The following is a 23810-nucleotide window of genomic DNA, read 5'->3' as shown; positions in this document are numbered from 1 at the left end:
TCGCCGCCGCAATGACAGCCGTCGCAGCGGGAAAGCCACCGCGACGGGAAAGCCGACCGGCCGGTGCGAAATCGCCCGGCCGCCGCCTCAGGCCGCGTCGGTCGCCGGCGCGCCGGTCAGGATGGCGTGGATCGAGGCCGCGTCGCGCGAATTGCGCAGCTTCTTGGCCACCTCCGGGTCGCGCAGCAGGCGGGCGACACGCGCCAGCGCCTTCAGATGGTCCGCGCCCGCCGCCTCCGGCGCCAGCAGCAGGAACACCAGATCGACCGGCTCGCCGTCCAGCGCCTCGAAGTCGATCGGCTTCTCCAGCCGCGCGAACATGCCGAACAGCTTGTCCATCTTGGCCAGCTTGCCGTGCGGAATGGCGATGCCGTTGCCGACGCCGGTGGAGCCGAGCCGCTCGCGCTGGTTCAGCGTCTCGAAGATCTCCCGCTCGTCCCGCTTCAGCAGCTCCGCCGCATGGGCCGACAGCTCCTGCAGGGCCTGCTTCTTGCTGCCGACCCGCAGGGTCGGGAACACGGCGGCCATCGCCAAAATGTCATTCAAAGCCATGACTCGATCCGTGGCTGACAATCCGGGGCATGACGGTGTGGGACATAACGATCCGGGACATGGTGATCCGCGTCGCGGCGAGACGAAGCGCGCGGGCCGCTCTCACGGCCGCGCGCTTCCCGGAGACAGGGGCGATCAATGGACTTCTTCCGCCATGGCGCTGGTGGGCGGATCGACCCAGCCGACATGGCCGTCCCCACGCCGGTAGACGACGTTGATGCGGCCATGGCCGGCGTGGCGGAACACCAGCGCGGAGGCGCCGGTGAAGTCGAGCTCCAGCACCGCGTCGCTGACCGACAGGCGCGGCAGGTTGGCGGTCGCCTCGGCCACCACGGTCGGGCTCCAGCCCTCGATCAGCTCGGCGTCCTCGTGGTCGGGGGCGGTGAACACGGTCAGCGGCACCGTCTCGGCGAGCGCGCCGCCCTCCCCGTTCAGGGCGCGGCGCTTGATGCGGCTCTTGTAGCGGCGCAGCCGCCGCTCGATCCGCTCCATGGCGGCGTCGGCGCTGGCATAGGGATCCTGTGCGTCCGCATGGGCCTGCAGCACCGTCCCGCTGTCGAGATGCAGCGCGCAGTCCGAGCGGTAGCCGGAGCCCTCGCGGGCCACGGTGACATGGCCGGACCAGCCGCCGTCGAAATACTTGCCCATGGCGCCGGCCACGCGGTCGGAAACCCGCTGCCTCAGCGCCTCGCCCACGTCGATGTTTTTTCCAGAAACCCGCAGCGGCATCGTGACTCGTCCCTCTGCTGGGGCAAGGCGCATGGCGGTCGATTCTGTCCGCCCCCTCCCTGCCCGAACCCCCTACATGCCCGGCCGGTGCCCTTAAGAGGTAGGAGCCGCGAGGGAATGTGTCAACGAGGGGCAGTGGATAGCTCGGCAAGCCACGCGGCGGCGGGCCTTTTCAGCCGGCCGAGAGGGCGGCCTGCTTCTCGCGGCGGCGCTGCACGGACGAGGGAATCCGCATCGCCTCGCGATATTTGGCGACGGTGCGGCGGGCGATGTCGATGCCGGCCTCGCGCAGGCGCTGCACCAGCGTGTCGTCGGAAAGCACGTCGTCGGGGCTCTCCGCGTCGATCATCTGCTTGATGCGGAAGCGCACCGACTCCGCCGAATGCGCCTCGCCGCCGTCGGAAGCCGAAATAGAAGACGAGAAGAAGTACTTCATCTCGAAGATCCCGCGCGGCGTCGCCATGTATTTGTTGGACGTCACGCGCGAGACCGTCGATTCGTGCATGCCGATGGCGTCCGCCACCATGCGCAGGTTCAGCGGCCGCAGGTGCTGCACGCCGAGCGTGAGGAAGGCGTCCTGCTGGCGCACGATCTCGGTCGCCACCTTGAGGATGGTGCGGGCCCGCTGGTCGAGCGAGCGCGTGAGCCAGGTGGCGGTCTGCATGCAGTCGGAGAGGAACGCCTTCTCGCGCTCGTTGCGCGTCGTCTTCTGCACGCGGGAATAATAGGCTTGGTTCACCAGCACGCGCGGCAGCGTGTCGGCGTTCAGCTCCACCAGCCAGTTGTCCGGCGTGCCGCGCACGAACACGTCCGGCACGATCGGCTGGATGATTCCCGAGCCGAAGGCGAGGCCCGGCTTGGGGTTGAGCCGGCGAATCTCGCCGACCATCTCGGCAAGGTCCTCGTCGTCGACGCCGCATACCCGCTTCAGCGTGGTGAATTCGCGCCGGGCGAGCAGTTCGAGATGGCCGAGCAGCGCCGCCATGCAGGGGTCGTAGCGGTTGCGCTCCTTGAGCTGGATGGCGAGGCATTCGGCCAGCGAGCGCGCGCCGATGCCCGGCGGATCGAAGCTCTGCACCACGCCGAGCACCTTCTCCACCGTCTCCGGCGGGGCGCCCAGCCGTTCGGCGACGCCCGCGAGGTCGGCGGAGAGGTAGCCCGCCTCGTCGATGAGATCGATGAGGTTCTGGCCGATCAGCCGCTCCACGGGATCGCTCACCGCCAGGGCGAGCTGCCCTTCCAGATGGTCCGCCAGCGTCGTCTCGGCGGAAACGAAGGCTTCGAGGTTGTAGCCGTCATCGTCGCGCCCGCCGGTGCCGACGCCTGCCCATTCCGAATAGGCCGGCGCCTCGCCGGACGGGGCGAGGCCCGCCGGCTCGCGCCCGGAATCGTCCGGGTAGACGTTCTCCAGCGTGGTGTCGAGCCGGTCCTCGATGGCGCTGCGGCTGGCGTCGAGCCGCTCCTCCAGCCAGTCGGAAACCCGCTCCTCACGCTCGCCGCCGGTGCCCTCGGCCTCGAAGCCATGGCCGGCGCGCGGGTCGAGATCGGCATCGGTGACGCGCTCGCCGCCTTCCCGCCCCTCGCCTTCCGCCTCGCCCGGCCGCTCGCCCTCCGGCTCCACCTGCCGCTCCAGCAGCGGGTTGCGCTCCAGCTCCGCCTCGACATAGGCCACCAGATCGAGATTGGAGAGCTGCAGCAGCTTGATCGCCTGCATGAGCTGCGGCGTCATCACCAGCGACTGGGTCTGGCGGAATTCGAGACGCGGGCTCAGCGACATGGCGCGCACTCTCCACGGACGGCATCGAGCGGGGCGGGCGGCGGCTTGTCCATGCTAGAGACGGAACTCCTCGCCCAGATAGAGCCGCCGCACCTCCTCGCTCGCCACGATTTCCTCGGGCGAGCCCTCCATCAGCACGGTGCCGGAATGGATGATGTAGGCGCGGTCGATCAGGCCCAGCGTCTCGCGCACATTGTGGTCGGTGATCAGCACGCCGATGCCGCGCTCGGTGAGCTGGCGCACCAGCGCCTGGATGTCGCCGACCGCGATCGGGTCGATGCCGGCGAAGGGCTCGTCGAGCAGCATGAAGGTCGGGCGCGAGGCGAGCGCGCGGGCGATCTCGACGCGCCGCCGCTCGCCGCCGGACAGCGCGATGGAGGGCGACTTGCGCACATGGGTGACGCGGAATTCCTCCAGCAGCGCGTCGAGCTGGCGCTCGCGCTGCTTGCGGCTGGGCTCCACCACCTCCAGCACGGCGCGGATGTTGTTCTCCACCGAGAGCCCGCGGAAGATCGAGGCTTCCTGCGGCAGGTAGCCGACGCCGAGGCGCGCGCGGCGGTACATCGGCAGATGGGTGACGTCGTGGCCGTCGAGCTCGATCCGCCCGGCATCGGCCTTCACCAGCCCGGTGATCATGTAGAAGATCGTGGTCTTGCCGGCGCCGTTGGGGCCGAGCAGGCCGACCGCCTCGCCGCGCCGCACGTTCAGGCTGGCGCCGCGCACCACCTGCCGCCCGCCATAGCTCTTGGCGAGCCCCACCGCGCGCAGCATGCCCTGGTCGGTGGCCGGCGAGACTGAGGAGGACGCTGCGGCCGTCGCCGGCGGCGCGGGCCGCAGGCCGGTCGTCAGCGCCGCCTCGAATTCCGCCTCGAACCGGGCCTCGAGGGCGTCCGGGCGCGGGCCGGCGCGACCGCCGCTGCCGAAGCCGCGCGCGCGCGCTCCATCGGCCTGGGAACCCGGCGGCACCGATTTGCCGCGTCCGACGATGGTCGAGAAAAATCCCACGCGCACCTCCGTGGTGAAGTCACCACCCGGAAGGTGATAAACGCTCTAAACGCGGCTGGCAAATGGCAGATGCAAAAACCGGGCCGCAAGCGCCCGCATGTCGCGGATCCACGCCGGTTCACGATGCGCAGGCGAACGACGCCGCGCCCCGGAAACGCTCCCCAGCACCCGCACGCCGTCGAGGGCGCCGGGCGCAGAAACGCCTCAGGGCGTCGGCTTGGCGGGCTTCGCCCCCGGCTTGGGTGGCGCGCCAGGCTTGGGCGCCGCACCCGGCGCGGCGCCTTCCATCTGCTTCATGCTGTTGGGCACGATCAGGCTCTCGATGCGCCCGCCGTCGAAGCGCGACAGGCCGCTGGTCAGGTCGACGGTCAGCTTCTTGCCGCGGATCACGTTCGGCCCCGAGGTCAGCACCACCGGGCTCCCGGTGAGCGTGATGGTGTTCGAGGCGGTCTCGAACACGCCCTTCTCGCCGGTCGCCGTCTGCTCCTTGGTGGTCACGACCACCGAGTCGATGATCTCCAGCCGGCGGATGGCGGAGGAGTTGATCGGGCTGCCGGCGGCCAGCGCCTCGCCGCTCTTGGCCGCGCCGCCCGCTTCCTTGCCGTCGTAGAACACCACCAGCTTCTTGCAGCGCAGCGTCGTGTCGCCCTGCTGGACGACGACATTGCCGGTGAAGATCGCCTGCTTCTCCTGGTCGCGCACTTCCAGGCTGTTGGCGTTGATCCGGATCGGCTGGTCGCGGTTGGCGGCGAAGCCCTGCAGGGCGTTCGGCACGTTGCGGCCCTGCTGCGCCAGCGCGTGCGTCGCCAGCGGGCCGAGGCCCGCGGCGGAGATCACGAGAAGGGCGAGGCCGGTGCCGGCGAAGCGGTTCAACATGTTCATGCTTGCCTGTCTAGCCGCGCCGCGGTGGCCGTTCAATGACGCAGCTCACGGGGTGACGCCCACCGTTGTCGCACCCCGAAGCTTCGGCGCCTCGGTGCTCTTGCGCGTGTCGCCGTCGGCCGGCGGCATCTTGAAGTCGAGCTGCACGTTGCCGGTCAGCAGGGCGCGCGAATCCTTCTGGGTGACCTCGATGCTGTCGGCCGTCAGCTTGCCGTCCTGATAGGTCAGCTCCACCGGATGATTCGACACCAGCTTGCCGCCCTTGATGTCGATGGCGGCGTCCTTGAGCGTGCCGCCATAGCCCGAGGAGGTGTCGAAGCGGACCCCCTCGGTCAGCTCCAGCTGCTCGGTCTTGGTGTTATAGTGGCCGGCATTCGCCGTCAGGTTGGCCCAGCCATTATTGGCCAGCTCCATCTTGGCGTCGATCTTGTCGAGGTTGATGCTGTCCGGCTTCGTCAGGTCCTGCGAGGCCGAGATCGCCGAGACGTTGTAGCTGCGGTTATCGGCCGTGAAGCCGTGCAGGCGGGGGAATTCCATCTTCACCTGCGTGCCCGACAGCGACACCCGCCCCAGTTCGAAGGGCAGGTCGACGGCGATGCTGAACGGATCGAGATAGTTCACCGCCACGGTGAGCCCGAGCACCGTCACCACGCCGACCGGCAGGGCCCAGCGAAAAAAGCGCACGCGCCGGCTGTGGCGCTGGGCGTCCTTGTAGCGATCGCCCCCCTTCGAGGCGAGCGCCGTCGCCCGACGAGCCAACGGCTCCGTCGCTCTCGCGCCGCGGCGCGCGGGAGGTTCGACGTATTTGTTCATGCGTGACGGTGTATCCCCGGCTGCGATGGACCCCCACCATCGCGTAAGATGGCGGCTTCCGCCCTGACGCGCAAGCACGGGGCGCTGCAACTCAACAAGCCCTGAGAAGTCGGCGAATCTCGGGCAGACCCCGGACGGCGCCGGGAGCCGCCGTTCAAGAATGCGCGAAGATGTCCTCTTCCGGCCAGCCGGCGAGGTCCAGCTTGGCGCGGGTCGGCAGGAAGCCGAAGCACGCCTCGGCCAGCTCGGTGCGCCCGTCGCGGGCCAGCATCGCGGCGAGCTTCGCCTGCAGGGCATGCAGGTGCAGCACGTCCGAGGCGGCGTACTGGAGCTGCGCCTCGCTCAGCTCCTCCGCCGCCCAGTCCGAGCTCTGCTGCTGCTTGGACAGGTCGACGCCGAGCAGCTCGCGCACCAGCTCCTTCAGCCCGTGCCGGTCGGTGTAGGTGCGCGTCAGGCGCGAAGCGATCTTGGTGCACCACACCGGCTCCACCGTCAGCCCGAACGTCTTGCCGAGCACGGCGACGTCGAAGCGGGCGAAGTGGAACAGCTTGGTGCTGCGCGGATCGGTGAGCAGCTTTTCGAGGTTCGGCGCGCTGCCGGGGCCGGCGCCGGCCGGGATCTGCACGATGTCGGCGGTGCCGTCGCCCGGCGAGAGCTGCACCACGCACAGCCGGTCGCGATGCGGGTTGAGGCCCAGCGTCTCGGTGTCGATGGCGACGAAGGGCGCGTTCTCGGGCGTGTAGCGGGCGAGATCGACCAGGTCGCCGCGGTGCAGGCGGATGCTCATGGGAACCGTGCTTTCAAGGGTTTGCGGCTCCTTAGCACCGCCGGGGCCGCCCCCGCAACCGCGCAGCCTCGTGGGCACCCGCGTTCGGGCGCTCCGGCCCGCCGCTCAGGCCGCCAGCGCCTGGACGGCCAGCCCCGCGAACAGGATCAGGCCGGCGTCGCGGTTGGAGAGGAACACCCGCAGGCAGTTCCTGCCGTCGTCGATGTCGACCCGCCGGATCTGCCAGGCGAGATGCGCCGCGAACAGGGCGAGCCCCAGCCAGGCGAAGACGCCGCCGCCCGCCGCGCCGATCGCCAGCGCGAACAGCACCACCGTGCCGCCATACAGGCCGACCAGCCACCGCTTGGTCGCGCCGGCGAAGAACCGCGCCGAGGACTTCACCCCGACCGTCTCGTCGTCCTCGCGGTCCTGATGCGCGTAGATGGTGTCGTAGCCGATCACCCAAAGCACCGAGCCCGCATAGAGCAGGAAGGCGGAGGGCGGCAGCGCCTCGATGAGCGCGGCGAAGCCCATCAGCGCGCCCCAGGAGAAGGCGAGCCCGAGCACCGCCTGCGGCACCCAGATCACCCGCTTCATCAACGGATAGATCACCACCACGCCCAGCGAGGCGAGCGCCGTGGCGATGGCGAAGGGAGGCAGGCAGAGCAGCACGGCGAGGCCGGCGAGGCCCTGCAGGCCGAGGAAGACGAAGGCGCCGGCCAGCGTCACCTGCCCGGCCGGCAGCGGGCGCGAGCGCGTGCGCTCCACCCGCCCGTCAATGTCGCGGTCGAGAATGTCGTTCCAGGTGCAGCCCGCCCCGCGCATGGCGACCGCGCCGATGGCGAAGAGGGCGACCAGCACCGCCGCGTGCCCGTAATCGGGCGCGCCCGCATCCGCCTGCAGGCGGAGGGCGAGCGCCACCGACCACAGGCAGGGAATGAGCAGCAGCCAGCTGCCGATCGGGCGATCGGCACGCGCCAGCCGCAGGAAAGGGCGCAGGAAGGAGGGCGCGCGCCGGTCGACCCAGTTTCCGGTGGTGTCGGCCGGAGCCGGGCCGGCGGGAAGCATCATGGCCGGTCAGCGCAGCGCGTCGCCGCCGAGCGTGTCGAACACGCCGCCCGGCTCGGTGCCGACGCTGGGAAGGCCGCTCGGCAGGCCGAGGCCGGCGGAGACGGAACCCTGGGCCGGCGGACCGCTGGGGCCACCGCCGCCACCGCCGCCGCCGTTCTCCTGCATCTTCGCCACCTCGCAGACGCGGTTGCGCGTCGTGGCGACCTGGGAGTTGTTGGCCTTCAGCTTCTGCAGCACGTCGTCGGGCACGCCGCATTTGGCCTTGTTGCCGTTGAGGTAGGCATAGAAGGCCTGCTGGGCGGTGGCGAGGTTGCGGAACAGCGGGCACAGCTCGGACGGCGGGCGCTTGGCCTTCGCCGCCTTCTGCACGGCGCCGCCGCGCGCCTCGAGGTCGGTGCGCAGCTTCTGCACGCTCGTCTGGCACTCGGCCATGTTGGGGTTGGCCTGCTGCGGAACGGGTTGCGGCGCCGGTTCGAAACCGGAGCCCAGGCCGCCCTGCATGCCGGGGGCCGGGGCCGGCGCGGTGATGGTCACATTGCCGGAGCCGGAGGCCCCGTCACCGGAACCGCCGGGCGTGCCGATCCATTGCGCGCCGGCCGGCGTCGCATGCAGCATCCCGACGATGAGCGCGCCAGCCAGCGCCGGCATGCCGGCGCGCGGGTGCTTCAGGCGAGCTTCCAATATTCAACCTCTCATCAGAACCGCCGGGCGGTGCCGTATTATTGACCCAGCGTGATACAGGGGCCTTAAAGATTGGGCAACATCACGGCATATCTCACCGTGCCGGCTTATAAGCGAGAAAATGGCCCGCATCATGGCCCGAACTCAAGATGATTCCCTCGACCGGCCCTATGATTTCCGCGCCCAGCGCCTCTTCGTCGAGGACGCGCTGGCGGAAGGCGCGCTGGTCAGCCTCGACCGCGACCGGGCCCATTACGTCTCCGACGTGATCCGGCTGGAGGTCGGCGGGCACATCCATCTCTTCAACGGGCGCGACGGGGAATGGCGCGCCGTGCGCGAGGCCGGCGGCAGGCGCGAGGCGCTCCTGCGCTGCGAGGCGCGGCTGCGCCGGCAGACGCCGCCGCCCGATCTCGACTATGCCTTCGCCCCGCTCAAGCATGCCCGCCTCGACTACATGGTGCAGAAGGCGGTGGAGATGGGCGCCGGCCGGCTGGTGCCGGTGATGACCCGCCGCACCCAGGCGACGCGGGTGAACACCGAGCGCATGCGCGCCAATGTGATCGAGGCCGCCGAGCAGTGCGGCATCCTCAACCCGCCCGCCGTGCTGGAGCCGGAGCCGCTGGCCCGCTGGCTGGCCGGGCTGGCGCCGGAACGCCGGCTGGTGTTCTGCGACGAGGCCGCGCCCGAGGCCGACCCGATGGCGGCGCTGCGCCCGGCGATCGACGGCCCGCTCGCCGTGCTCATCGGGCCGGAAGGCGGCTTCGACGACGAGGAGCGGCGCCGGCTGGCCGCCCGCCCCGGCACCGTCGTGCTCTCGCTCGGCCCGCGCATCCTGCGCGCCGACACCGCCGCCGTGGCGGCCCTCGCCCTGGTGGAAGCGGCGCGGCACGCCGCCCGCTGAAAGAGCGGCGAAGCACGCGCCCGGCGGGAACCGGATTCGACCCCGCGCGTTAGCGGGCGTCACCGGGCACCCCGCCGCGGGGGCACCGGCTATCGGAAGACTGCCCTTGTGCCGCGCCGCTCCCCGGCCGCGGAAAGGCGGCTGCATGCCCAAGAAACGAGATGCCCACTACTGGTAGTAGCATCAATATAATTTTGACAATTATAATAAATTGACCTCGATACCCCTCCAATTCGGGGTCACATTCCGGTCTTACTTTTCAATCATCAAGCCACCGAAATCGACGCGGATTGATTCTGCGTCGGCTAAGCTATGCCTGCCTGCATCCTTATCGATGAGTGCGGAGAATGACGCCATGACGACAGAAGAATACCGCATCGGAATCGAGGAAGAATATTTCATCGTCGACGGGGAAACGCGCAGCGCGCTGCGCCGCATGCCGGGCGCCTTCATGGACAAGGTGCATGCGGAGCTGGGGGGCGCGGTCTCCGGCGAGCTCCTGCAGTCGCAGATCGAGGTGATGACCCGCCCGCACGAGAGCGCCGCCGAGGCGCGCCGCCAGCTTCGCGGCCTGCGCCGTTCGCTCGGCGAGGTGGCCGCCGGCTTCGACCTCGCCTTCCTCGCTTCCGGCACGCACCCCACGGCGAGCTGGCAGACCGGCAAGGGCACGCAGACCCGCCGCTATGACGGGCTGATGCACGATCTCCAGATGCTCGGCGAGCGCAACATGCTCTGCGGCATGCATGTGCATGTGGAGCTGCCCGACGCCGACCAGCGCATCGACGTCATGCGCCGCATCCTGCCCTATCTGCCGATCTTCGTGGCGCTGTCGACCTCCTCGCCCTTCTGGGAATCCAAGCGCACCGGGCTGATGGGCTACCGGCTCGCCGCCTATGACGAGCTGCCCCGCACCGGCCTGCCCGAGCTGTTCGAGACCGCCAAGGACTATCAGGACTACATCGACGCCCTGGTGGCGGCGCGGGCGATCCGCGATTCGAGTTATGTGTGGTGGACCATCCGCCCCTCGGTGAAGCACCCGACGCTCGAGCTGCGGGCGCCCGACAGCTGCACGCGGGTGGAGGATTCCGTCGCCATCGCCGCGCTCTACCGCGCGCTGGTGCGCCATCTCGTGCGCAACCCCGGGCTCAACGCCGGCATCGACGCGGTGGACCGCGCCATCGCCTCGGAGAACAAGTGGCGGGCGCAGCGCTACGGCATCCATGGCAGCTTCGTCGATCGTGGCGCCCGCGAGGCCGTCCCGGTGGCGCAGGCGGTGGAGACGCTGATCGACCAGCTGCGCGACGACGCGCAGGCGCTGGGCGGCGGCGAGGAACTGGAGCACCTGCGCACCATCCTCGGCGGCGGCACCAGCGCCGACGTGCAGATCGCCGTCTATCAGGAGGCCGCCCACCGCACCGGCAACCGCAACGAGGCGCTCAACGCGGTCAAGACCTGGCTGGCCCACGCCTCCGCGCAGTAGCCGGCGTCCTTTTATTACCTCTCCCCGCCGGGGAGAGGTCGCCCACGGAACCGGGCGGCGCCGGATCAGGTGATCCCTTCCGTCGCCCGCAGCGCCGGCACCGCGAAATCGGTGAAGGCCCGCACCACCGGGCGCATGAAGCGCACCGAGGGATAGGCGAGGAACACCTCCGACGGGCGCACCTCGTATTCCGGCAGCAGCCGCACGAGGCGCCCCGCCGCCAGGTCGCGGGCGGCGAACAGCACCTGCACCGGCCCGGCCGCGTGACCGCCCAGCAGCGTCTGCTCGATCACTTCGGCGGCATTGGTGCGCAGGATCGGGCGCACCGGCACCTCGATGGATTCGCCAAGAGGAATTCCGGCCCGCTGCAGGATCAGCATGTCGCGCGGCGATACCACGGCGGGCGTGGTGACGAGGTCGATCTGCGACAGGCGCTCCAGCGTGTCGACGGGGCCGCAGCGGGCGAGGAAGCTCGGCGCCGCCACCAGCACCCGCCGCACCAGCCCCAGCCGCCGGATGATCAGGTCCTGCCCTTCCGGCCGGCCATATTTCACCGCGAGGTCCAGGTTCTCGTAGACGAGATCGACGCTGCGGTTCTCCAGGATGAGATCGACATTCACGCCCGGATGCGCCGCCTGGAACTCCAGGACGATACCGTGCAGCCGCCGCGCGCCGAGGCAGGCGGGCGCGTGGATGCGCAGCGTCCCCTCGATGGCGCCCATGTCGCGCCGCACGCCTTCCAGCGCCGAATCGATGGAGGCGAGCGCCGAGCGGCTCGTCTCGTAGAGCGCCGCGCCCTGCGGCGTCGGGCGCACGAGGCGCGCCGAACGCTCCAGCAGCCGCGCCCCGACATGGCGCTCCAGATTGCGCAGATGCTTGGTGACGGCCGGCTGCGTCACGGCGAGGTCCCGTGCCGCCGCCGTCACCGAGCCGCGCTCGACGGTGCGCACGAAGGCGCGCAGGGCGGCGGCGAGATCCATCCATGCCTCTTGGTTATGGAAGTGATTACCCCATAACATATGGACGCTTCCGGCGCCATCGCGCACCTAGGCCGCGATCCCCATCGCATTCCTTCCGGAGGCACAGACGTCCATGGCCATCGACCGACGCGGTTTCCTTTTCGGCGCGCCCTTCCTTCTCGCCGGCTGCGCCACGGCGCGCCGGCCGGCGCCGGCGGAGGCCGCCCTTCCCCTTGCTTCCGCGCCCGCGCATGCGGCCTCCTATGAGGCCATCTACGCCGCGCTCGACGGCGAGCCCCATCCGGTCCCGGCCGTCGATCTGTCGCGGATCGATCCGCGCTTCCTGAGGCGCGAGGTCGCCTATGCCACCCGCGAGGAGCCCGGCACCATCGTCGTCGACGTCGAGGCCCGCTACGCCTATCTGGTCCGCGAGGGCGGCCGGGCGCTGCGCTACGGCGTCGGCGTCGGCCGGGAGGAAGGCTTCAACTTCCGCGGCGCCGCCACCATCGCCCGCAAGGCCGAGTGGCCGCGCTGGACGCCGACCCCGGACATGATTCGCCGCGAGCCCGAGCGCTACGGCAAATATGCCGGCGGCCTGCCGGGCGGCCCGGGCAACCCGCTCGGCCCGCGCGCGCTCTATCTCTACCGCGGCGGGCGCGACACGCTGTACCGGCTGCACGGCACCGTCGAGCCGTGGACCATCGGTACCATGGTCTCCTCCGGCTGCATCCGGCTGCTGAACCAGGACATCATCGACCTCTACCGGCGGGTGCCGGCCGGCACCCGCGCCGTAGTCCTCGCCTCGTCCGCCGCCACCGGCTGAAACGGCCCGGCGCCGGCCCGCCATATTCCCCGATTTTCATCGGTAGTTACGGCGATTTGCGTCCAACGCCGGCCTGTGTATGGTCTCGCGCCCTGCCAGCCTGCCGCCGGAGTCCTTTATGGCGCGAGACCAGATCGACACGCAGCCCATCGAAAGCCGCGACGAGCTCGTCGCCTGGCTGGAAGCGGGCAGCAAGGCGCCGCAGAAGTTCCGCATCGGCACCGAGCACGAGAAGTTCCCCTTCACCCTGGAGGGCCACGATCCCGTGCCCTATGAAGGCGAGAACGGCATCCGCGCCCTGCTCGAAGGCATGCAGGCGCTGAGCTGCTGGGAGCCGATCATGGAGGGCTCCACCATCATCGGCCTCGCCGACAATGTCGGCGGCGGGGCGATCTCGCTGGAGCCCGGCGGGCAGTTCGAGCTTTCCGGCGCGCCGCTCGTCACCATCCACGAGACCTGCGCCGAGGTGAACACCCACCTCACCCATGTGCGCGAGGTGGCGACCCCGCTCGGCTTCGGCTTCCTCGGCCTCGGCATGAGCCCGAAATGGACGCTGGCGCAGACGCCGGTGATGCCCAAGGGCCGCTACAAGATCATGACCGGCTACATGCCGAAGGTCGGCACGCACGGCCTCGACATGATGTACCGGACCTGCACCGTGCAGGTGAATCTCGACTTCGCCTCGGAAGCCGACATGGTGAAGAAGCTGCGCGTCGGCCTCGCTTTGCAGCCGGTCGCCACCGCCCTGTTCGCCAACTCGCCCTTCACGGAAGGGCGGCCCAACGGCTTCCTCTCCTTCCGCTCGGAGATCTGGCGCGACACCGACAACAACCGCTCCGGCATGCTGCCCTTCGCCTTCGAGGACGGCATGGGCTTCGAGCGTTATGTCGACTACGCCCTCGACGTGCCGATGTACTTCATCAAGCGCGGCGACACCTATATCGACGTCGCCGGCTCCTCCTTCCGCGACCTTCTGGCGGGAAGGCACCCGGCGGTGCCGGGCGAGACCGCGACGGTCTCGGACTGGGCCAACCACCTCTCCACCATCTTCCCCGAGGTGCGGCTGAAGCGTTACCTCGAAATGCGCGGCGCCGACGGCGGCCCGTGGCGCAATCTGTGCGCCCTGCCCGCGCTGTGGACCGGCCTGCTCTACGACACGACGAGCCTCGACGCCGCCTGGGATCTCGCCAGGGGCTGGAGCGCGCAGGAGCGCCAGAAGCTGCGCGACGACGTGCCCCGGCTCGGCCTCAAGGCGGAGATCGCCGGCCGCTCCATGCGCGAGCTCGCCCGCGAGGTGGTCGCCATCGCCCGCGCCGGCCTCGCCCGCCGCGACTATCGCGACAGCCAGGGCCGCGACGAGACGCGCTTCCTCAAGCCGCTGGAAGAAAGCCTCGAGACCGGCCTCACCCCGGCCGAGGTGCTGCTGCGGCGCTACGAGACCGAATGGAACCGCTCGGTCGAGCCGATCTTCGACGAGTGCGCCTACTGAGCGGCGGCCTCGCCCCGCCGGTTTCCCGCGCCCGCACCGCGGCGGAGAGGTGGTTCCGCCCGCCCCCGGCATGAGAGGCGGCGGCGATCACTCCGCCGCGATGGCCGCCTCGGAGATGTTGTCGAGGCCCTGCACGATATGGTTCGCCAGCGCGTCGGCCAGCGCCGAGGCTTCATGCCGGTTGCGCAGCAGGCCGATGCGGCACGGCGCCAGCGCCGGGAAGCCGTCGGAGGGGCCGAGCACCCGCATCCCCGGCCGCAGCCCCGATTCCGGCAGCACCGAGATGGCGAGACCCGAGAGCACCGCCGCCGACACCGCCGTGCTGTTCGAGCTGGTATAGAGAATGCGGAACGGCCGCCCCACCGCCTGCAGCATGGAGATCGCCTCCTGCCGCCAGTTGCAGCTCTGCCGGCCCAGCGCCAGCGGCACCGGGTCCTCCAGATGCACGGAATGGCGGGTGGAGCCGATCCACAGCAGCTGCTCGCGGCGGATGATCTCCGTCTCGCGGTTGATCATCTCGCAGTCGGTGATGATGGCGAGGTCGAGGTCGCCGGTGTCGATGCGGTCGATGAGATCGGTCGAGGGATCGCAGACGACGGTCAGCTCGACATTGGGATGGGTCGCGGAGAAGCGCGCCATGATCTCCGGGAGGTAGCGGTCGGCGTAGTCGTCGGGCACGCCGAGGCGCACGCGGCCGGAGAGTTCGGCGCTGGCGAGGCTGGCCACCGCCTCCATGTTCAGCTTGACGATGCGCCGGGCGTAATCGAGCAGCCGCTCGCCCTCGTCGGTGAGGCGCGAGGAGCGCCCGTCGCGCGCGAAGATCGGCTTGCCGACCCTCTCCTCCAGCCGCTTCATCTGCATCGAGACCGCCGACTGGGTCTTGTGGACCACATCAGCCGCCTTGGTGAAACTGCCCGTTTCGGCGATGGCGATGAATGTTCTTAATTGATCAATGTCCAGCAACACGGTCATCGGCGGCGCTCCCGGCGGCGTATCATCAATCGGAATGATATCTCGGATCATAAACATTCGCTAGCGTGATCAATCCCGGTACGGCATAACGATCCCGCCGCGAACGGATGACGTCGATATCGGGTGGCTCCAGGGCCGCCGCGAGATCAGAAAACCCAGCGTCATCGCCGCGCGGCCGACAGATGGAGGAATCGATGTCGTATCTTGGCGAAGTCCGGAGAACCGCGTTCTCCTCATTCGGTACCGCGGCGAGCGGAGTGCTGATCGCCGTGTTCACGGGTAGCCTTCAGTTCATTCGGGCCGTTGGCCGCCGCCGTCATCTCGCCCAGCTCGGCGGGTTCGACGACCGCATGCTGCGCGACATCGGCCTCACGCGCGGCGATCTGCGCGATGCCTCGGCCGGCCCGCTCTGGCAGGATCCGACGGCCGTCCTCGTGGTCCGCTCGGTGGAGCGCCGCGCGGCCCGCCGCCTCGCCACGCGCGAAATGGTGCGCGAAGCCTCGCAGCAGGACCTCGCCCGCGCCGGCATGAAACCGCGCAACGACGACCTTGTTTCCTGCGGATGACGCGATGCGCACGCCGCGTCCCGCCCGAACTTACGGCGACATCGACCCCCTCGTGTCGCCGACTTGAAGCCCGCTGGTTCGTCCAGCGGGCTTTTTTCATGTCCCGGCACTTTTATGTCCTCGCCGCCGGCGGGAGGTGAGCGGCCGGACCTTGCAGAAGCGAAAGACCGTCCTTGCAGCCGAGGTGATGCGCGCGCCGCCGTGCCGATCCATATGGGGATCGCCGGCCCGGAGCCGGCGGAAAGGCGGATGGTCATGGCACAGCATCTCGAACTCGGGCTCGACACCTTCGGCGACGTCACCAGCGGGGCGGACGGCAAGGCGCTGCCGCACGCGCAGGTCATCCGCAACCTCGTCGACGAGGCGGTGCTGGCGGACGAGGTCGGCATCGACTTCATCGGCGTCGGCGAGCATCACCGCGACGATTTCGCGGTCTCGGCCCCGGAAGTGGTGCTGGCGGGCATGGCCACGCGCACCAGGCGCATCCGTCTCGGCTCGGCCGTCACCGTGCTCTCCTCGGACGATCCGATCCGCGTCTTCCAGCGCTTCTCCACCGTCGACGCGCTGTCGAACGGGCGCGCGGAGGTGATCCTCGGGCGCGGCTCCTTCACCGAATCCTTCCCGCTGTTCGGCTTCGACCTGAAGGACTACGAGACGCTGTTCACCGAGAAGCTCGACCTGTTCGCCGCGCTGCTGCGCGACAACGGGACGCCCGAGGGCGTGACGTGGCAGGGCAGCAAGCGCCCGCCGCTGGTGAAGCAGCACGTCTTCCCGCCGATCGCCAACGGCACGTTGAAAACCTGGATCGGCGTCGGCGGCAGCCCGGAATCGGTGGTGCGCGCCGCGCGCTACGGCCTGCCGCTGATGCTTGCCATCATCGGCGGCAATCCCGGCCGCTTCGCGCCTTATGTCGACCTCTATCACAAGGCCATCGAGCAGCTCGGCGGCGAGAGCCTGCCGGTCGGCGTGCACTCGCACGGCTATGTCGCGGAGACCGACGAGGCGGCGCGCGCGGAGTTCTACGACGACTACAAGCGCATGCACGACCGCATCGGCGCCGAGCGCGGCTGGCCGGCCTATGGCCGCGACGCCTTCGAGCGCGAGATCGAGCACGGCTCGCTCTATCTCGGCTCGCCCGAGACGGTGGCCCGCAAGATCGCGAACACGGTCAAAACCCTCGGCGCCGCGCGCTTCGACATGAAGTACAGCGCCGGCCCGCTGCCGCACGAGAAGATGATGCGCTGCATCGAGCTCTACGGCACGCGGGTGATCCCGCGCGTGCGGGAAATCCTCGCGGAGGAAAAGGTCGAGGCATAAGGGCCGCCTTTTCACACCAACAACGTCATCCCCGGGCTCGGCCCGGGGATTCACGCCTTCGTCATGCGGCCAAGACGTGGATGGCCGGGACAAGCCCGGCCATGACGATGTTCACGCGGGACGCGCCCAACGCCCTCACACGTTCAGCAGCAGATATTCCCGCTCCCAGGGCGAGATCACCCGCATGAAGGTGTCGAACTCCTGCTGCTTCACCGCCGTGTAGGTCTTCACGAAGGACGGACCCAGCACGTTGGTGATCTCCTCGGAATACTGCATCGCCGCCACCGCCTCGAGCAGGCCGCGCGGCAGCTCGAAGTCGAGGCCCTTGGCGTCGGATTCCAGCGGCTCGGTCGGGCGCAGGCCCTCGACGAGGCCGAGATAGCCGCAGGCCAGCGAGGCGGCGATGACGAGATAGGGGTTGGCGTCCGAGGACGGCACCCGGTTCTCGACGCGCCGCGCCGCCGGCGAGGAGGGCGGCACGCGCAGCCCGGCCGTGCGGTTGTCGTAACCCCACTGCACGTTGATCGGCGCCATGGAGTCGCGCGTCAGCCGGCGGTAGGAATTCACATAGGGCGCGAGGATCGACATCACCGCCGGCAGGTAGCGCTGCTGGCCGGCGATGAAGGAGAAGAACTCCGGCGTCGGGTCGCCGTCCGCGTCGGAGAAGATGTTCTTGCCCGTCTCGCCGTCGACGATCGACTGATGCAGGTGCATGGCCGAGCCGGGCTCGTCGGCGATCGGCTTGGCCATGAAGGTGGCGTAGATCTTGTGCTGCAGCGCCGCCTCGCGGATCGTGCGCTTGAACAGGTACACCTGGTCGGCGAGCGTCACCGGGTCGCCGTGCAGCAGGTTGATCTCCATCTGCGCCGCGCCGTCCTCGTGGATCAGCGTGTCGATCTCCAGCCCCTGCGCCTCGGAGTAGTCGTACATGTCCTCGAACAGCGCGTCGAACTCGTTCACCGCCTGGATCGAATAGGACTGCCGGCCGATCTCCGGCCGCCCGGAGCGACCGATCGGGGGCTTGAGCGGGTAGTCGGCATCGGTGTTCGGCTCGACGAGATAGAACTCGATCTCCGGCGCCACGACCGCCTTCCACCCCTTCTTCGCGTAGAGGTCGACGACGTTCCGCAGCACCTGCCGCGGGGCGAGGTCCACCGGGCGCCCGTCGCGGTGATAGGCGTCGTGGATGAGCTGCGCGGTCGGGTCCTGCGCCCAGGGCACGACGGCGAGGGTGGAGAAGTCGGGCTCCATCACGAGGTCGCTGTCGGCGACCACGGAGTCGACGAGGTCGTCATAGGGCGGGTAGTCGCCCGAGATGGTCTGGAAGAACACGCTGAGCGGCAGGTTCATCGTGGGACCGGAAAGGAATTTGGACACCGGCATGATCTTGCCGCGCCCGACCCCCGCGAGATCGGGCACCGCGCATTCGATCTCGGTGATGCCCCGTGCCGCCATCCACGCCTTCGCCTCGGCGAGCGAGGTGACGCCGCGGGGCGCTTCAACCACGTCCTTCTCAGAACGCTTCTTCTTGGCCATGATTGCCTTCCTGATGCGCGATTTGCGCCGCCTTGAGGCAATCACGGCCCCCTTGCGGCCGTCAAGGCGGGGCGCCCGTGCCCGTTTCCGTGCATGATAAAATAGTTTGCACGGTCCCCGTTGAGCCGCCGCGCGAAGCCGGTTAGCGTTCGGGAGCCGACGCATCGAGCGGTACAACGGGACCAGTCAGCATGAGCACCGGCGTCGCCGAGAAGACGCAGAAGACCATCGGTGGCATCCGCCGCAAATTCGCTCCCTGGAACGACCCGCAGGCCGTCCCGCTGATCCGCTACCAGAACGTGACCAAGCGTTTCGGCGAGTTCACGGCCGTCGACAACCTCTCCCTCGATATCTATGAGCGCGAATTCTTCGCCCTGCTCGGCCCGTCGGGCTGCGGCAAGACCACGCTCATGCGCATGCTGGCCGGCTTCGAGGAGCCGACCGAGGGCAAGATCACCCTCGCCGGCGAGGATCTCGTCGGCACGCCGCCCTACAAGCGGCAGACCAACATGATGTTCCAGTCCTACGCGCTGTTCCCGCATATGAGCGTATGGGACAACATCGCCTTCGGCCTCCGGCAGGACCGCATGGAGAAGGGCGCCGTCGCCGCCCGCGTCGAGGAGATGCTCAAGCTCGTCAAGCTGGAGAAGTTCGCCAAGCGCAAGCCGCACCAGCTCTCCGGCGGCCAGCGCCAGCGCGTCGCCCTCGCCCGCTCGCTCGCCAAGCGCCCCAAGGTGCTGCTGCTCGACGAGCCGCTCGGCGCGCTCGACAAGAAGCTGCGCGAGGAGACCCAGTTCGAGCTCATGGACATCCAGATGGAGCTCGGCATGACCTTCCTGATCGTCACCCACGATCAGGAGGAGGCGATGACCGTGGCCGACCGCATCGCGGTGATGAACCACGGCAAGCTGGTGCAGGTCGCCCCGCCGGCCATCATCTACGAGCAGCCCAATTCCCGCTACGTCGCCGATTTCGTGGGTGACGTGAACATCCTCGACGCCAGGGTCGAGTCGATCGCCCCCGGCGCCGTCACGCTGCGCGCCGAAGCCGCGCCCGACATGTCGATCCGCGTCTCGCAGGAATGCCCCGCCAAGGTCGGCGACACCGTCGCCGTCGCCCTGCGCCCGGAGAAGCTGCGGGTCGAGCTCGACCCGCCGGCCGATCCGAGCGTCAACTGCCTCTCCGGCACGATCTGGGACATCGGCTATCTCGGCGACCTCTCGATCTACCATGTGGAGCTGCCCAACGGCACGCGCGTGAAGGCGGCCAAGCCCAACCTCACCCGCATGGTCGAGCGGCCGATCACCTGGGACGACAAGGTCTATGTCTCCTTCACGCCCGATGCGGGCGTGGTGCTGACGAGCTGAGGAGGCGTCCATGGCGGTGAAGTCGCGCGGGCGCTGGCTGGTCCTCGCCATCCCCTATCTGTGGCTCGTGGCGCTGTTCCTGGTGCCGTTCCTGATCGTCTTCAAGATCAGCCTCTCCCAGGACGCCATCGCCCAGCCTCCCTATGAGCCGATCTTCGACCTGTCGGCCGGCTGGGAGGCCTTCAAGGATGCGTTCTCCCAGCTCTCCTTCGAGAATTATTCCTACGTCCTGAGCTGGGACAACGAGTTCATCGAGGCCTACGGCTCCAGCCTCTGGATCGCCGGCATCTCGACCCTGCTGCTGCTCATCGTCGGCTATCCCATCGCCTACGGCATGGCGCGGGCGCCGAAGTCGATCCGCCCGACGCTCTTGATGCTGGTCATCCTGCCGTTCTGGACCTCGTTCCTGATCCGCGTCTATGCGTGGATCGGCATCCTGTCGCCGGAAGGGCTGCTCAACCAGCTGTTGATGGCGCTCGGCATCATCTCGCCGGACGCGCCGCTGCAGATCCTCGCCACCAACACGGCGGTCTATATCGGCATCGTCTATTCCTACCTGCCCTTCATGATCCTGCCGCTCTATTCGGCGCTGGAGAAGATGGACGACACGCTCCTGGAGGCCGCCGCCGACCTCGGATGCCCGCCCTTCGCCGCCTTCTGGAAGATCACCTGGCCGCTCTCGCTGCCGGGCGTCTTCGCCGGCAGCCTGCTGTGCTTCATCCCGGCGGTGGGCGAATTCGTCATCCCCGACCTGCTCGGCGGCTCGGACACGCTGATGATCGGCAAGGTGCTGTGGACCGAGTTCTCGGTGAACCGCTCCTGGACCGTGTCCTCGGCGGTGGCGGTGCTTCTCCTCATGGTGCTGGTGATACCCATCGTCTTCTACCAGAACCTCCAGGCCCGCGAAGTGGAGGGACGCTGATGCGCAAGGGTCTCTCCTGGTTCAACGTCACCTCGATCGCGCTCGGCTTCGCGTTCCTCTACATCCCGATCATCCTGCTGGTGATCTATTCCTTCAACGCCTCGCGGCTGGTGACGGTGTGGGCGGGCTTCTCCACTCACTGGTACTGGCAGCTGTTCCAGAACCAGCAGCTGCTCGACGCCGCGTGGGTGACGCTGCGCGTCGCCTTCCTCACCGCGACCATCGCCACCGTGCTCGGCACGCTGGCGGCGATCACCCTCACCCGCTACGGGCGCTTCATCGGCCGCACGCTGTTCTCCGGCATGGTCTACGCGCCGCTCGTCATGCCGGAGGTGATCACCGGCCTGTCGCTGCTGCTGCTGTTCGTCGCCATCGGCCTCGACCGCGGCTTCTGGACCATCACGCTGGCGCACATCACCTTCACCATGTGCTTCGTCTCGGTGGTGGTGCAGTCGCGCCTCGTCACCTTCGACCGGAGCCTCGAGGAAGCCGCGCTCGATCTCGGCTGCACGCCGTTCAAGACCTTCTTCGTCGTCACCCTGCCGATCATCCTGCCGGCGGTGATCTCCGGCTGGATGCTGGCCTTCACCCTGTCGCTGGACGATCTCGTCATCGCCAGCTTCACCACCGGGCCGGGCGCCACCACGCTGCCCATGCGCATCTACTCGCAGGTGCGCCTCGGCGTGACGCCGGAGATCAACGCCGCCTGCACCATCCTGATCGCCATCGTCACGGTCGTCGTCATCATCGCCTCGGTGATGACCAAGCGGCAGGAAATGGAACGGCAGAAGGCGGAGCGGCTGGCGGCGGCGGGCTAGCGATTTCCGCGGTCTCGGTGCAGCCGGCACCAGGCGCGCGCAGGCAAGACACCGTCATAGAATGGTCGGGCTCGTTCCGGCCATCCACGCCTTCGGCCGAACGGTGGAAGGGCGTGGATCCCCGGGTCAAGCCCGGGGATGACGGCTTGCTCCCGAACACCGCCCCGACGTGCCCGCTCCACGCCGGATAGACGGACGGAAACAACGCGCGAAGGAACGCGCGGCGGATGGCCGTCATGGCCGGGCTCGTTCCGGCCATCCACGCCTTCCACCGGCGGCCCGGCCCAGCCCCGCGTGCCCTCGTGTCCCGGCCATCCACGTCCATCCCGGGACAACGTGCCGGGGACGACGACCCGTGCGGGGCGCCCTGCTATAGTCGGTCCTGACGCCGTTTCGAATCGAGCCTTCCCATGCCGCTGCGCCTGCTCCCCTCCACCCTCGTCGACCGCATCGCCGCGGGCGAGGTGGTCGAGCGCCCGGCGGCGGCGCTGAAGGAGATCGTCGAGAACGCCCTCGACGCCGGCGCCACCCGCATCGAGATCGTCATCGACGGCGGCGGCCGCCGGCTGATGCGCGTGACCGACGACGGAAGCGGCATGAGCGCGGAGGAGCTTGTCCTCGCCGTCGAGCGCCACGCCACCTCCAAGCTCGACAGCGAGGACCTGCTTTCCATCGCCACGCTCGGCTTCCGCGGCGAGGCCCTGCCCTCCATCGGCTCGGTGGCGCGGCTGTCCATCACCAGCCGCCCGCGCGGCGCCGACACCGCGCACGAGATCCGCGTCGAGGGCGGCGTGAAGTCGCCGGTGAAGCCCGCCGCGCTCGGCTTCGGCACGCGGGTGGAGGTGCGCGACCTGTTCTTCGCCACCCCGGCGCGGCTGAAATTCCTGAAATCCGAGCGCGCCGAGACGGCGGCGGCGGTGGATGCGGTGAAGCGCCTGGCGCTGGCCCGCCCCGAGGTCGGCTTCACCCTCGTTACCGACGAGCGCCCGCCCGTCACCTGGCCGGCGCGCACGCCGGATGCTAGCGGCCAGCGGGCCCGCATCGCCGACGTGCTCGGCCAGGAGGTCGGCACCAACGCGCTCGACGTGGACGGCCTGCGCGAAGGCGCCCGGCTCACCGGCCTCGCCGGCCTGCCGACCTATTCCAAGGCCAATTCGCTGTCGCAGTACCTGTTCGTCAACGGCCGGCCCGTGCGCGACAAGGTGCTGATCGGCGCCATCCGCGCCGCCTATGCCGACCTGCTGCCGTCCGACCGGCATCCGGTGACGGCGCTCTTCCTCGACCTCGACCCGCGCGAGGTCGACGTCAACGTCCATCCCGCCAAGACCGAGGTGCGCTTCCGCGATGCCGGCAATGTCCGCGCCCTCATCGTGCGCACCCTCACCGACGCGCTGACCGCCGGCGTGCCGCGCACCGCCTCGACGGCGGCGGACCGCCTCGCCCAGTTCGCCCGCCGGGATTTCGGCCCGGAGGGGCACGGCGCGGCCCGGCCGGGCAATTACGACTGGACGCGCTCCTGGGCCATGCCGGCGACGCCGGACGGCGACGCGCTACTCCCTGCGACACCGGGGGGCGAAACGCTACCTGACGCTACCTTCCGGGGCGCGAATGCTACGGATTCTGCTACCCTGCCGGCGGATGGGTTCCGCGAGGCGCCGGCGCGCTTCGATTTCGGCCCGCCCGGCCTGACCTCCGGCGGCCGCGAAAGTGCGCTGGGCCTTGATTTCGCGCCCTCCGCCGATGCCCGCGCGAACGCCGCGCCGGCGGCACCCGACCTCATGGAGCGCCCGCTCGGCGCCGCCCGCGCGCAGTTGCACGAAACCTACATCATCGCCCAGACGAAGGACGGCGTCGTCGTCATCGACCAGCACGCCGCCCATGAGCGCATCGTCTATGAGCGGCTGAAGGCGGCCATGGAGCGCGACGGCCTCGCCCGCCAGATGCTGCTGGTGCCGCTCGTCGTCGAGCTGGATCCTTCCGACGCCGCAAGGCTTTACGAGCGCTCCGCGGCGCTGGAGACGCTGGGCCTCGTCGTCGAGCCCTTCGGTCCCGGCGCGGTTCTGGTGCGCGAGGTGCCGGCGCTGCTCGGCGGTGCCGATGTCACCGCGCTGGTGCGCGAGCTGGCCGAGCACGCGGCGGAATGGGACGACGCGCTGCCGCTGGAGCGGCGCCTGCTCCACATCGCCGCCACCATGGCCTGCCACGGCTCCGTCCGCGCCGGCCGCCGCCTCAAGGTCGAGGAGATGAACGCCCTGCTGCGCGAGATGGAGGAGACGCCCAACGCCGCGCAGTGCAATCATGGGCGGCCGACCTTCGTCACCCTGGCGCTGGCCGACATCGAACGGCTCTTCGCGCGTCGCTGAGCATTGGCGTAAGGTTCTGTA

22 protein-coding genes are annotated in these 23810 nt (G+C 69.3%); 10 read left to right on the top strand and 12 right to left on the bottom strand.

All coding sequences use genetic code 11. The features are described 5' to 3' along the window. Window positions 1-87: 87 nt before the first annotated feature. The 9 genes from ptsN to STARVERO_RS01460 all read right to left on the bottom strand — a co-directional run bounded on the left by ptsN (window position 88) and on the right by STARVERO_RS01460 (window position 8276). On the bottom strand, window positions 88-552 hold the full coding sequence (gene ptsN / locus STARVERO_RS01500) for a PTS IIA-like nitrogen regulatory protein PtsN (RefSeq protein ID WP_144343882.1): 465 nt from the start codon (window positions 550-552) through the stop codon (window positions 88-90). Between the two features lie 135 nt (window positions 553-687). Beyond that, window positions 688-1281, bottom strand: coding sequence for a ribosome hibernation-promoting factor, HPF/YfiA family (hpf, locus tag STARVERO_RS01495; RefSeq protein ID WP_159597653.1), 594 nt, complete (start codon window positions 1279-1281; stop codon window positions 688-690). A gap of 172 nt (window positions 1282-1453) precedes the next feature. Next, on the bottom strand, window positions 1454-3058 hold the full coding sequence (rpoN, locus tag STARVERO_RS01490) for an RNA polymerase factor sigma-54 (RefSeq protein ID WP_144343880.1): 1605 nt from the start codon (window positions 3056-3058) through the stop codon (window positions 1454-1456). A gap of 54 nt (window positions 3059-3112) precedes the next feature. Then, the gene (gene lptB / locus STARVERO_RS01485; protein WP_159597652.1) at window positions 3113-4063 is read right to left on the bottom strand and encodes an LPS export ABC transporter ATP-binding protein; all 951 of its coding nucleotides are present in this window, start codon (window positions 4061-4063) and stop codon (window positions 3113-3115) included. A 204-nt stretch (window positions 4064-4267) separates the two neighbouring features. After that, window positions 4268-4945 carry an LptA/OstA family protein gene (locus STARVERO_RS01480; RefSeq protein WP_159597651.1) on the bottom strand — a complete coding sequence of 226 codons (678 nt, stop codon included), beginning with the start codon at window positions 4943-4945 and terminating at the stop codon, window positions 4268-4270. Between the two features lie 45 nt (window positions 4946-4990). Then, window positions 4991-5758 carry an LPS export ABC transporter periplasmic protein LptC gene (lptC, locus tag STARVERO_RS01475; protein ID WP_244616491.1) on the bottom strand — a complete coding sequence of 256 codons (768 nt, stop codon included), beginning with the start codon at window positions 5756-5758 and terminating at the stop codon, window positions 4991-4993. Between the two features lie 154 nt (window positions 5759-5912). Beyond that, window positions 5913-6545, bottom strand: coding sequence for a ribonuclease D (locus STARVERO_RS01470; protein ID WP_144343877.1), 633 nt, complete (start codon window positions 6543-6545; stop codon window positions 5913-5915). 105 nt (window positions 6546-6650) lie between these two features. Next, window positions 6651-7592, bottom strand: a complete 942-nt coding sequence (gene ubiA, locus STARVERO_RS01465; protein WP_159601508.1) for a 4-hydroxybenzoate octaprenyltransferase — start codon at window positions 7590-7592, stop codon at window positions 6651-6653. Between the two features lie 9 nt (window positions 7593-7601). Beyond that, window positions 7602-8276 carry a hypothetical protein gene (locus STARVERO_RS01460; protein ID WP_244616489.1) on the bottom strand — a complete coding sequence of 225 codons (675 nt, stop codon included), beginning with the start codon at window positions 8274-8276 and terminating at the stop codon, window positions 7602-7604. A 133-nt stretch (window positions 8277-8409) separates the two neighbouring features. On the opposite strand from STARVERO_RS01460, the gene STARVERO_RS01455 reads away from it, so the two are divergent. Both STARVERO_RS01455 and STARVERO_RS01450 read left to right on the top strand, forming a co-directional pair. Beyond that, window positions 8410-9177, top strand: coding sequence for a 16S rRNA (uracil(1498)-N(3))-methyltransferase (locus tag STARVERO_RS01455; RefSeq protein WP_159597650.1), 768 nt, complete (start codon window positions 8410-8412; stop codon window positions 9175-9177). Between the two features lie 355 nt (window positions 9178-9532). Beyond that, on the top strand, window positions 9533-10657 hold the full coding sequence (locus STARVERO_RS01450) for a carboxylate-amine ligase (RefSeq protein ID WP_144343875.1): 1125 nt from the start codon (window positions 9533-9535) through the stop codon (window positions 10655-10657). A 65-nt stretch (window positions 10658-10722) separates the two neighbouring features. Here STARVERO_RS01450 and STARVERO_RS01445 read toward each other — a convergent pair whose 3' ends face one another. Beyond that, the gene (locus STARVERO_RS01445) at window positions 10723-11637 is read right to left on the bottom strand and encodes a LysR family transcriptional regulator (RefSeq protein WP_159597649.1); all 915 of its coding nucleotides are present in this window, start codon (window positions 11635-11637) and stop codon (window positions 10723-10725) included. Window positions 11638-11749: 112 nt separating this feature from the next. Between STARVERO_RS01445 and STARVERO_RS01440 the strand changes: the two genes are divergently transcribed. Beyond that, window positions 11750-12439 carry a L,D-transpeptidase gene (locus tag STARVERO_RS01440; RefSeq protein ID WP_159597648.1) on the top strand — a complete coding sequence of 230 codons (690 nt, stop codon included), beginning with the start codon at window positions 11750-11752 and terminating at the stop codon, window positions 12437-12439. Window positions 12440-12557: 118 nt separating this feature from the next. Beyond that, window positions 12558-13928: a glutamate--cysteine ligase gene (locus tag STARVERO_RS01435; protein WP_159597647.1), complete on the top strand. Its 1371-nt coding sequence runs from the start codon at window positions 12558-12560 to the stop codon at window positions 13926-13928. Between the two features lie 87 nt (window positions 13929-14015). Here STARVERO_RS01435 and STARVERO_RS01430 read toward each other — a convergent pair whose 3' ends face one another. After that, entirely contained in the window at window positions 14016-14900 is an 885-nt protein-coding gene (locus tag STARVERO_RS01430; RefSeq protein WP_144343871.1) for a LysR substrate-binding domain-containing protein, read from the bottom strand. 182 nt (window positions 14901-15082) lie between these two features. Between STARVERO_RS01430 and STARVERO_RS01425 the strand changes: the two genes are divergently transcribed. After that, the gene (locus STARVERO_RS01425) at window positions 15083-15466 is read left to right on the top strand and encodes a DUF1127 domain-containing protein (protein WP_244616487.1); all 384 of its coding nucleotides are present in this window, start codon (window positions 15083-15085) and stop codon (window positions 15464-15466) included. 255 nt (window positions 15467-15721) lie between these two features. Further along, entirely contained in the window at window positions 15722-16783 is a 1062-nt protein-coding gene (locus STARVERO_RS01420) for an LLM class flavin-dependent oxidoreductase (RefSeq protein ID WP_159597646.1), read from the top strand. A gap of 135 nt (window positions 16784-16918) precedes the next feature. On the opposite strand, the gene STARVERO_RS01415 is transcribed toward STARVERO_RS01420, so the two are convergent. Continuing rightward, on the bottom strand, window positions 16919-18319 hold the full coding sequence (locus STARVERO_RS01415; RefSeq protein ID WP_144343869.1) for a glutamine synthetase family protein: 1401 nt from the start codon (window positions 18317-18319) through the stop codon (window positions 16919-16921). A gap of 191 nt (window positions 18320-18510) precedes the next feature. Between STARVERO_RS01415 and STARVERO_RS01410 the strand changes: the two genes are divergently transcribed. The 4 genes from STARVERO_RS01410 (at window position 18511) to mutL (ending at window position 23789) form a co-directional block, all read left to right on the top strand. Further along, window positions 18511-19686 (top strand): ABC transporter ATP-binding protein, encoded by a 1176-nt coding sequence (locus STARVERO_RS01410; RefSeq protein ID WP_144343868.1) that lies wholly within the window; start codon window positions 18511-18513, stop codon window positions 19684-19686. 10 nt (window positions 19687-19696) lie between these two features. Beyond that, the gene (locus tag STARVERO_RS01405) at window positions 19697-20608 is read left to right on the top strand and encodes an ABC transporter permease subunit (RefSeq protein ID WP_144343867.1); all 912 of its coding nucleotides are present in this window, start codon (window positions 19697-19699) and stop codon (window positions 20606-20608) included. After that, entirely contained in the window at window positions 20608-21426 is an 819-nt protein-coding gene (locus tag STARVERO_RS01400) for an ABC transporter permease subunit (protein WP_159597645.1), read from the top strand. The genes STARVERO_RS01405 and STARVERO_RS01400 overlap by 1 nt, the downstream gene beginning before the upstream one ends. Window positions 21427-21836: 410 nt before the next feature. Further along, the gene (gene mutL / locus STARVERO_RS01395; protein WP_159597644.1) at window positions 21837-23789 is read left to right on the top strand and encodes a DNA mismatch repair endonuclease MutL; all 1953 of its coding nucleotides are present in this window, start codon (window positions 21837-21839) and stop codon (window positions 23787-23789) included. The last annotated feature ends 21 nt before the right edge of the window (window positions 23790-23810 follow it).

This window comes from Starkeya nomas, assembly GCF_902703545.1.
Lineage (GTDB): Bacteria > Pseudomonadota > Alphaproteobacteria > Rhizobiales > Xanthobacteraceae > Ancylobacter > Ancylobacter moscoviensis.
Note: the sequence above shows the minus strand (reverse complement) of the source record. Positions and strands in the feature narration are given on the sequence as shown.

What these genes read in the sequence shown, in the direction of transcription:
- ptsN (WP_144343882.1), bottom strand. Translation starts at nt 552, where the DNA reads ATGGCTTTGAATGACATTTTGGCGATGGCCGCCGTGTTCCCGACCCTG.
- hpf (WP_159597653.1), bottom strand. Translation starts at nt 1,281, where the DNA reads ATGCCGCTGCGGGTTTCTGGAAAAAACATCGACGTGGGCGAGGCGCTG.
- rpoN (WP_144343880.1), bottom strand. Translation starts at nt 3,058, where the DNA reads ATGTCGCTGAGCCCGCGTCTCGAATTCCGCCAGACCCAGTCGCTGGTG.
- STARVERO_RS01480 (WP_159597651.1), bottom strand. Translation starts at nt 4,945, where the DNA reads ATGAACATGTTGAACCGCTTCGCCGGCACCGGCCTCGCCCTTCTCGTG.
- lptC (WP_244616491.1), bottom strand. Translation starts at nt 5,758, where the DNA reads ATGAACAAATACGTCGAACCTCCCGCGCGCCGCGGCGCGAGAGCGACG.
- STARVERO_RS01470 (WP_144343877.1), bottom strand. Translation starts at nt 6,545, where the DNA reads ATGAGCATCCGCCTGCACCGCGGCGACCTGGTCGATCTCGCCCGCTAC.
- ubiA (WP_159601508.1), bottom strand. Translation starts at nt 7,592, where the DNA reads ATGCTTCCCGCCGGCCCGGCTCCGGCCGACACCACCGGAAACTGGGTC.
- STARVERO_RS01455 (WP_159597650.1), top strand. Translation starts at nt 8,410, where the DNA reads ATGGCCCGAACTCAAGATGATTCCCTCGACCGGCCCTATGATTTCCGC.
- STARVERO_RS01450 (WP_144343875.1), top strand. Translation starts at nt 9,533, where the DNA reads ATGACGACAGAAGAATACCGCATCGGAATCGAGGAAGAATATTTCATC.
- STARVERO_RS01445 (WP_159597649.1), bottom strand. Translation starts at nt 11,637, where the DNA reads ATGGATCTCGCCGCCGCCCTGCGCGCCTTCGTGCGCACCGTCGAGCGC.
- STARVERO_RS01440 (WP_159597648.1), top strand. Translation starts at nt 11,750, where the DNA reads ATGGCCATCGACCGACGCGGTTTCCTTTTCGGCGCGCCCTTCCTTCTC.
- STARVERO_RS01435 (WP_159597647.1), top strand. Translation starts at nt 12,558, where the DNA reads ATGGCGCGAGACCAGATCGACACGCAGCCCATCGAAAGCCGCGACGAG.
- STARVERO_RS01430 (WP_144343871.1), bottom strand. Translation starts at nt 14,900, where the DNA reads ATGACCGTGTTGCTGGACATTGATCAATTAAGAACATTCATCGCCATC.
- STARVERO_RS01425 (WP_244616487.1), top strand. Translation starts at nt 15,083, where the DNA reads ATGGAGGAATCGATGTCGTATCTTGGCGAAGTCCGGAGAACCGCGTTC.
- STARVERO_RS01420 (WP_159597646.1), top strand. Translation starts at nt 15,722, where the DNA reads ATGGCACAGCATCTCGAACTCGGGCTCGACACCTTCGGCGACGTCACC.
- STARVERO_RS01415 (WP_144343869.1), bottom strand. Translation starts at nt 18,319, where the DNA reads ATGGCCAAGAAGAAGCGTTCTGAGAAGGACGTGGTTGAAGCGCCCCGC.
- STARVERO_RS01410 (WP_144343868.1), top strand. Translation starts at nt 18,511, where the DNA reads ATGAGCACCGGCGTCGCCGAGAAGACGCAGAAGACCATCGGTGGCATC.
- STARVERO_RS01405 (WP_144343867.1), top strand. Translation starts at nt 19,697, where the DNA reads ATGGCGGTGAAGTCGCGCGGGCGCTGGCTGGTCCTCGCCATCCCCTAT.
- STARVERO_RS01400 (WP_159597645.1), top strand. Translation starts at nt 20,608, where the DNA reads ATGCGCAAGGGTCTCTCCTGGTTCAACGTCACCTCGATCGCGCTCGGC.
- mutL (WP_159597644.1), top strand. Translation starts at nt 21,837, where the DNA reads ATGCCGCTGCGCCTGCTCCCCTCCACCCTCGTCGACCGCATCGCCGCG.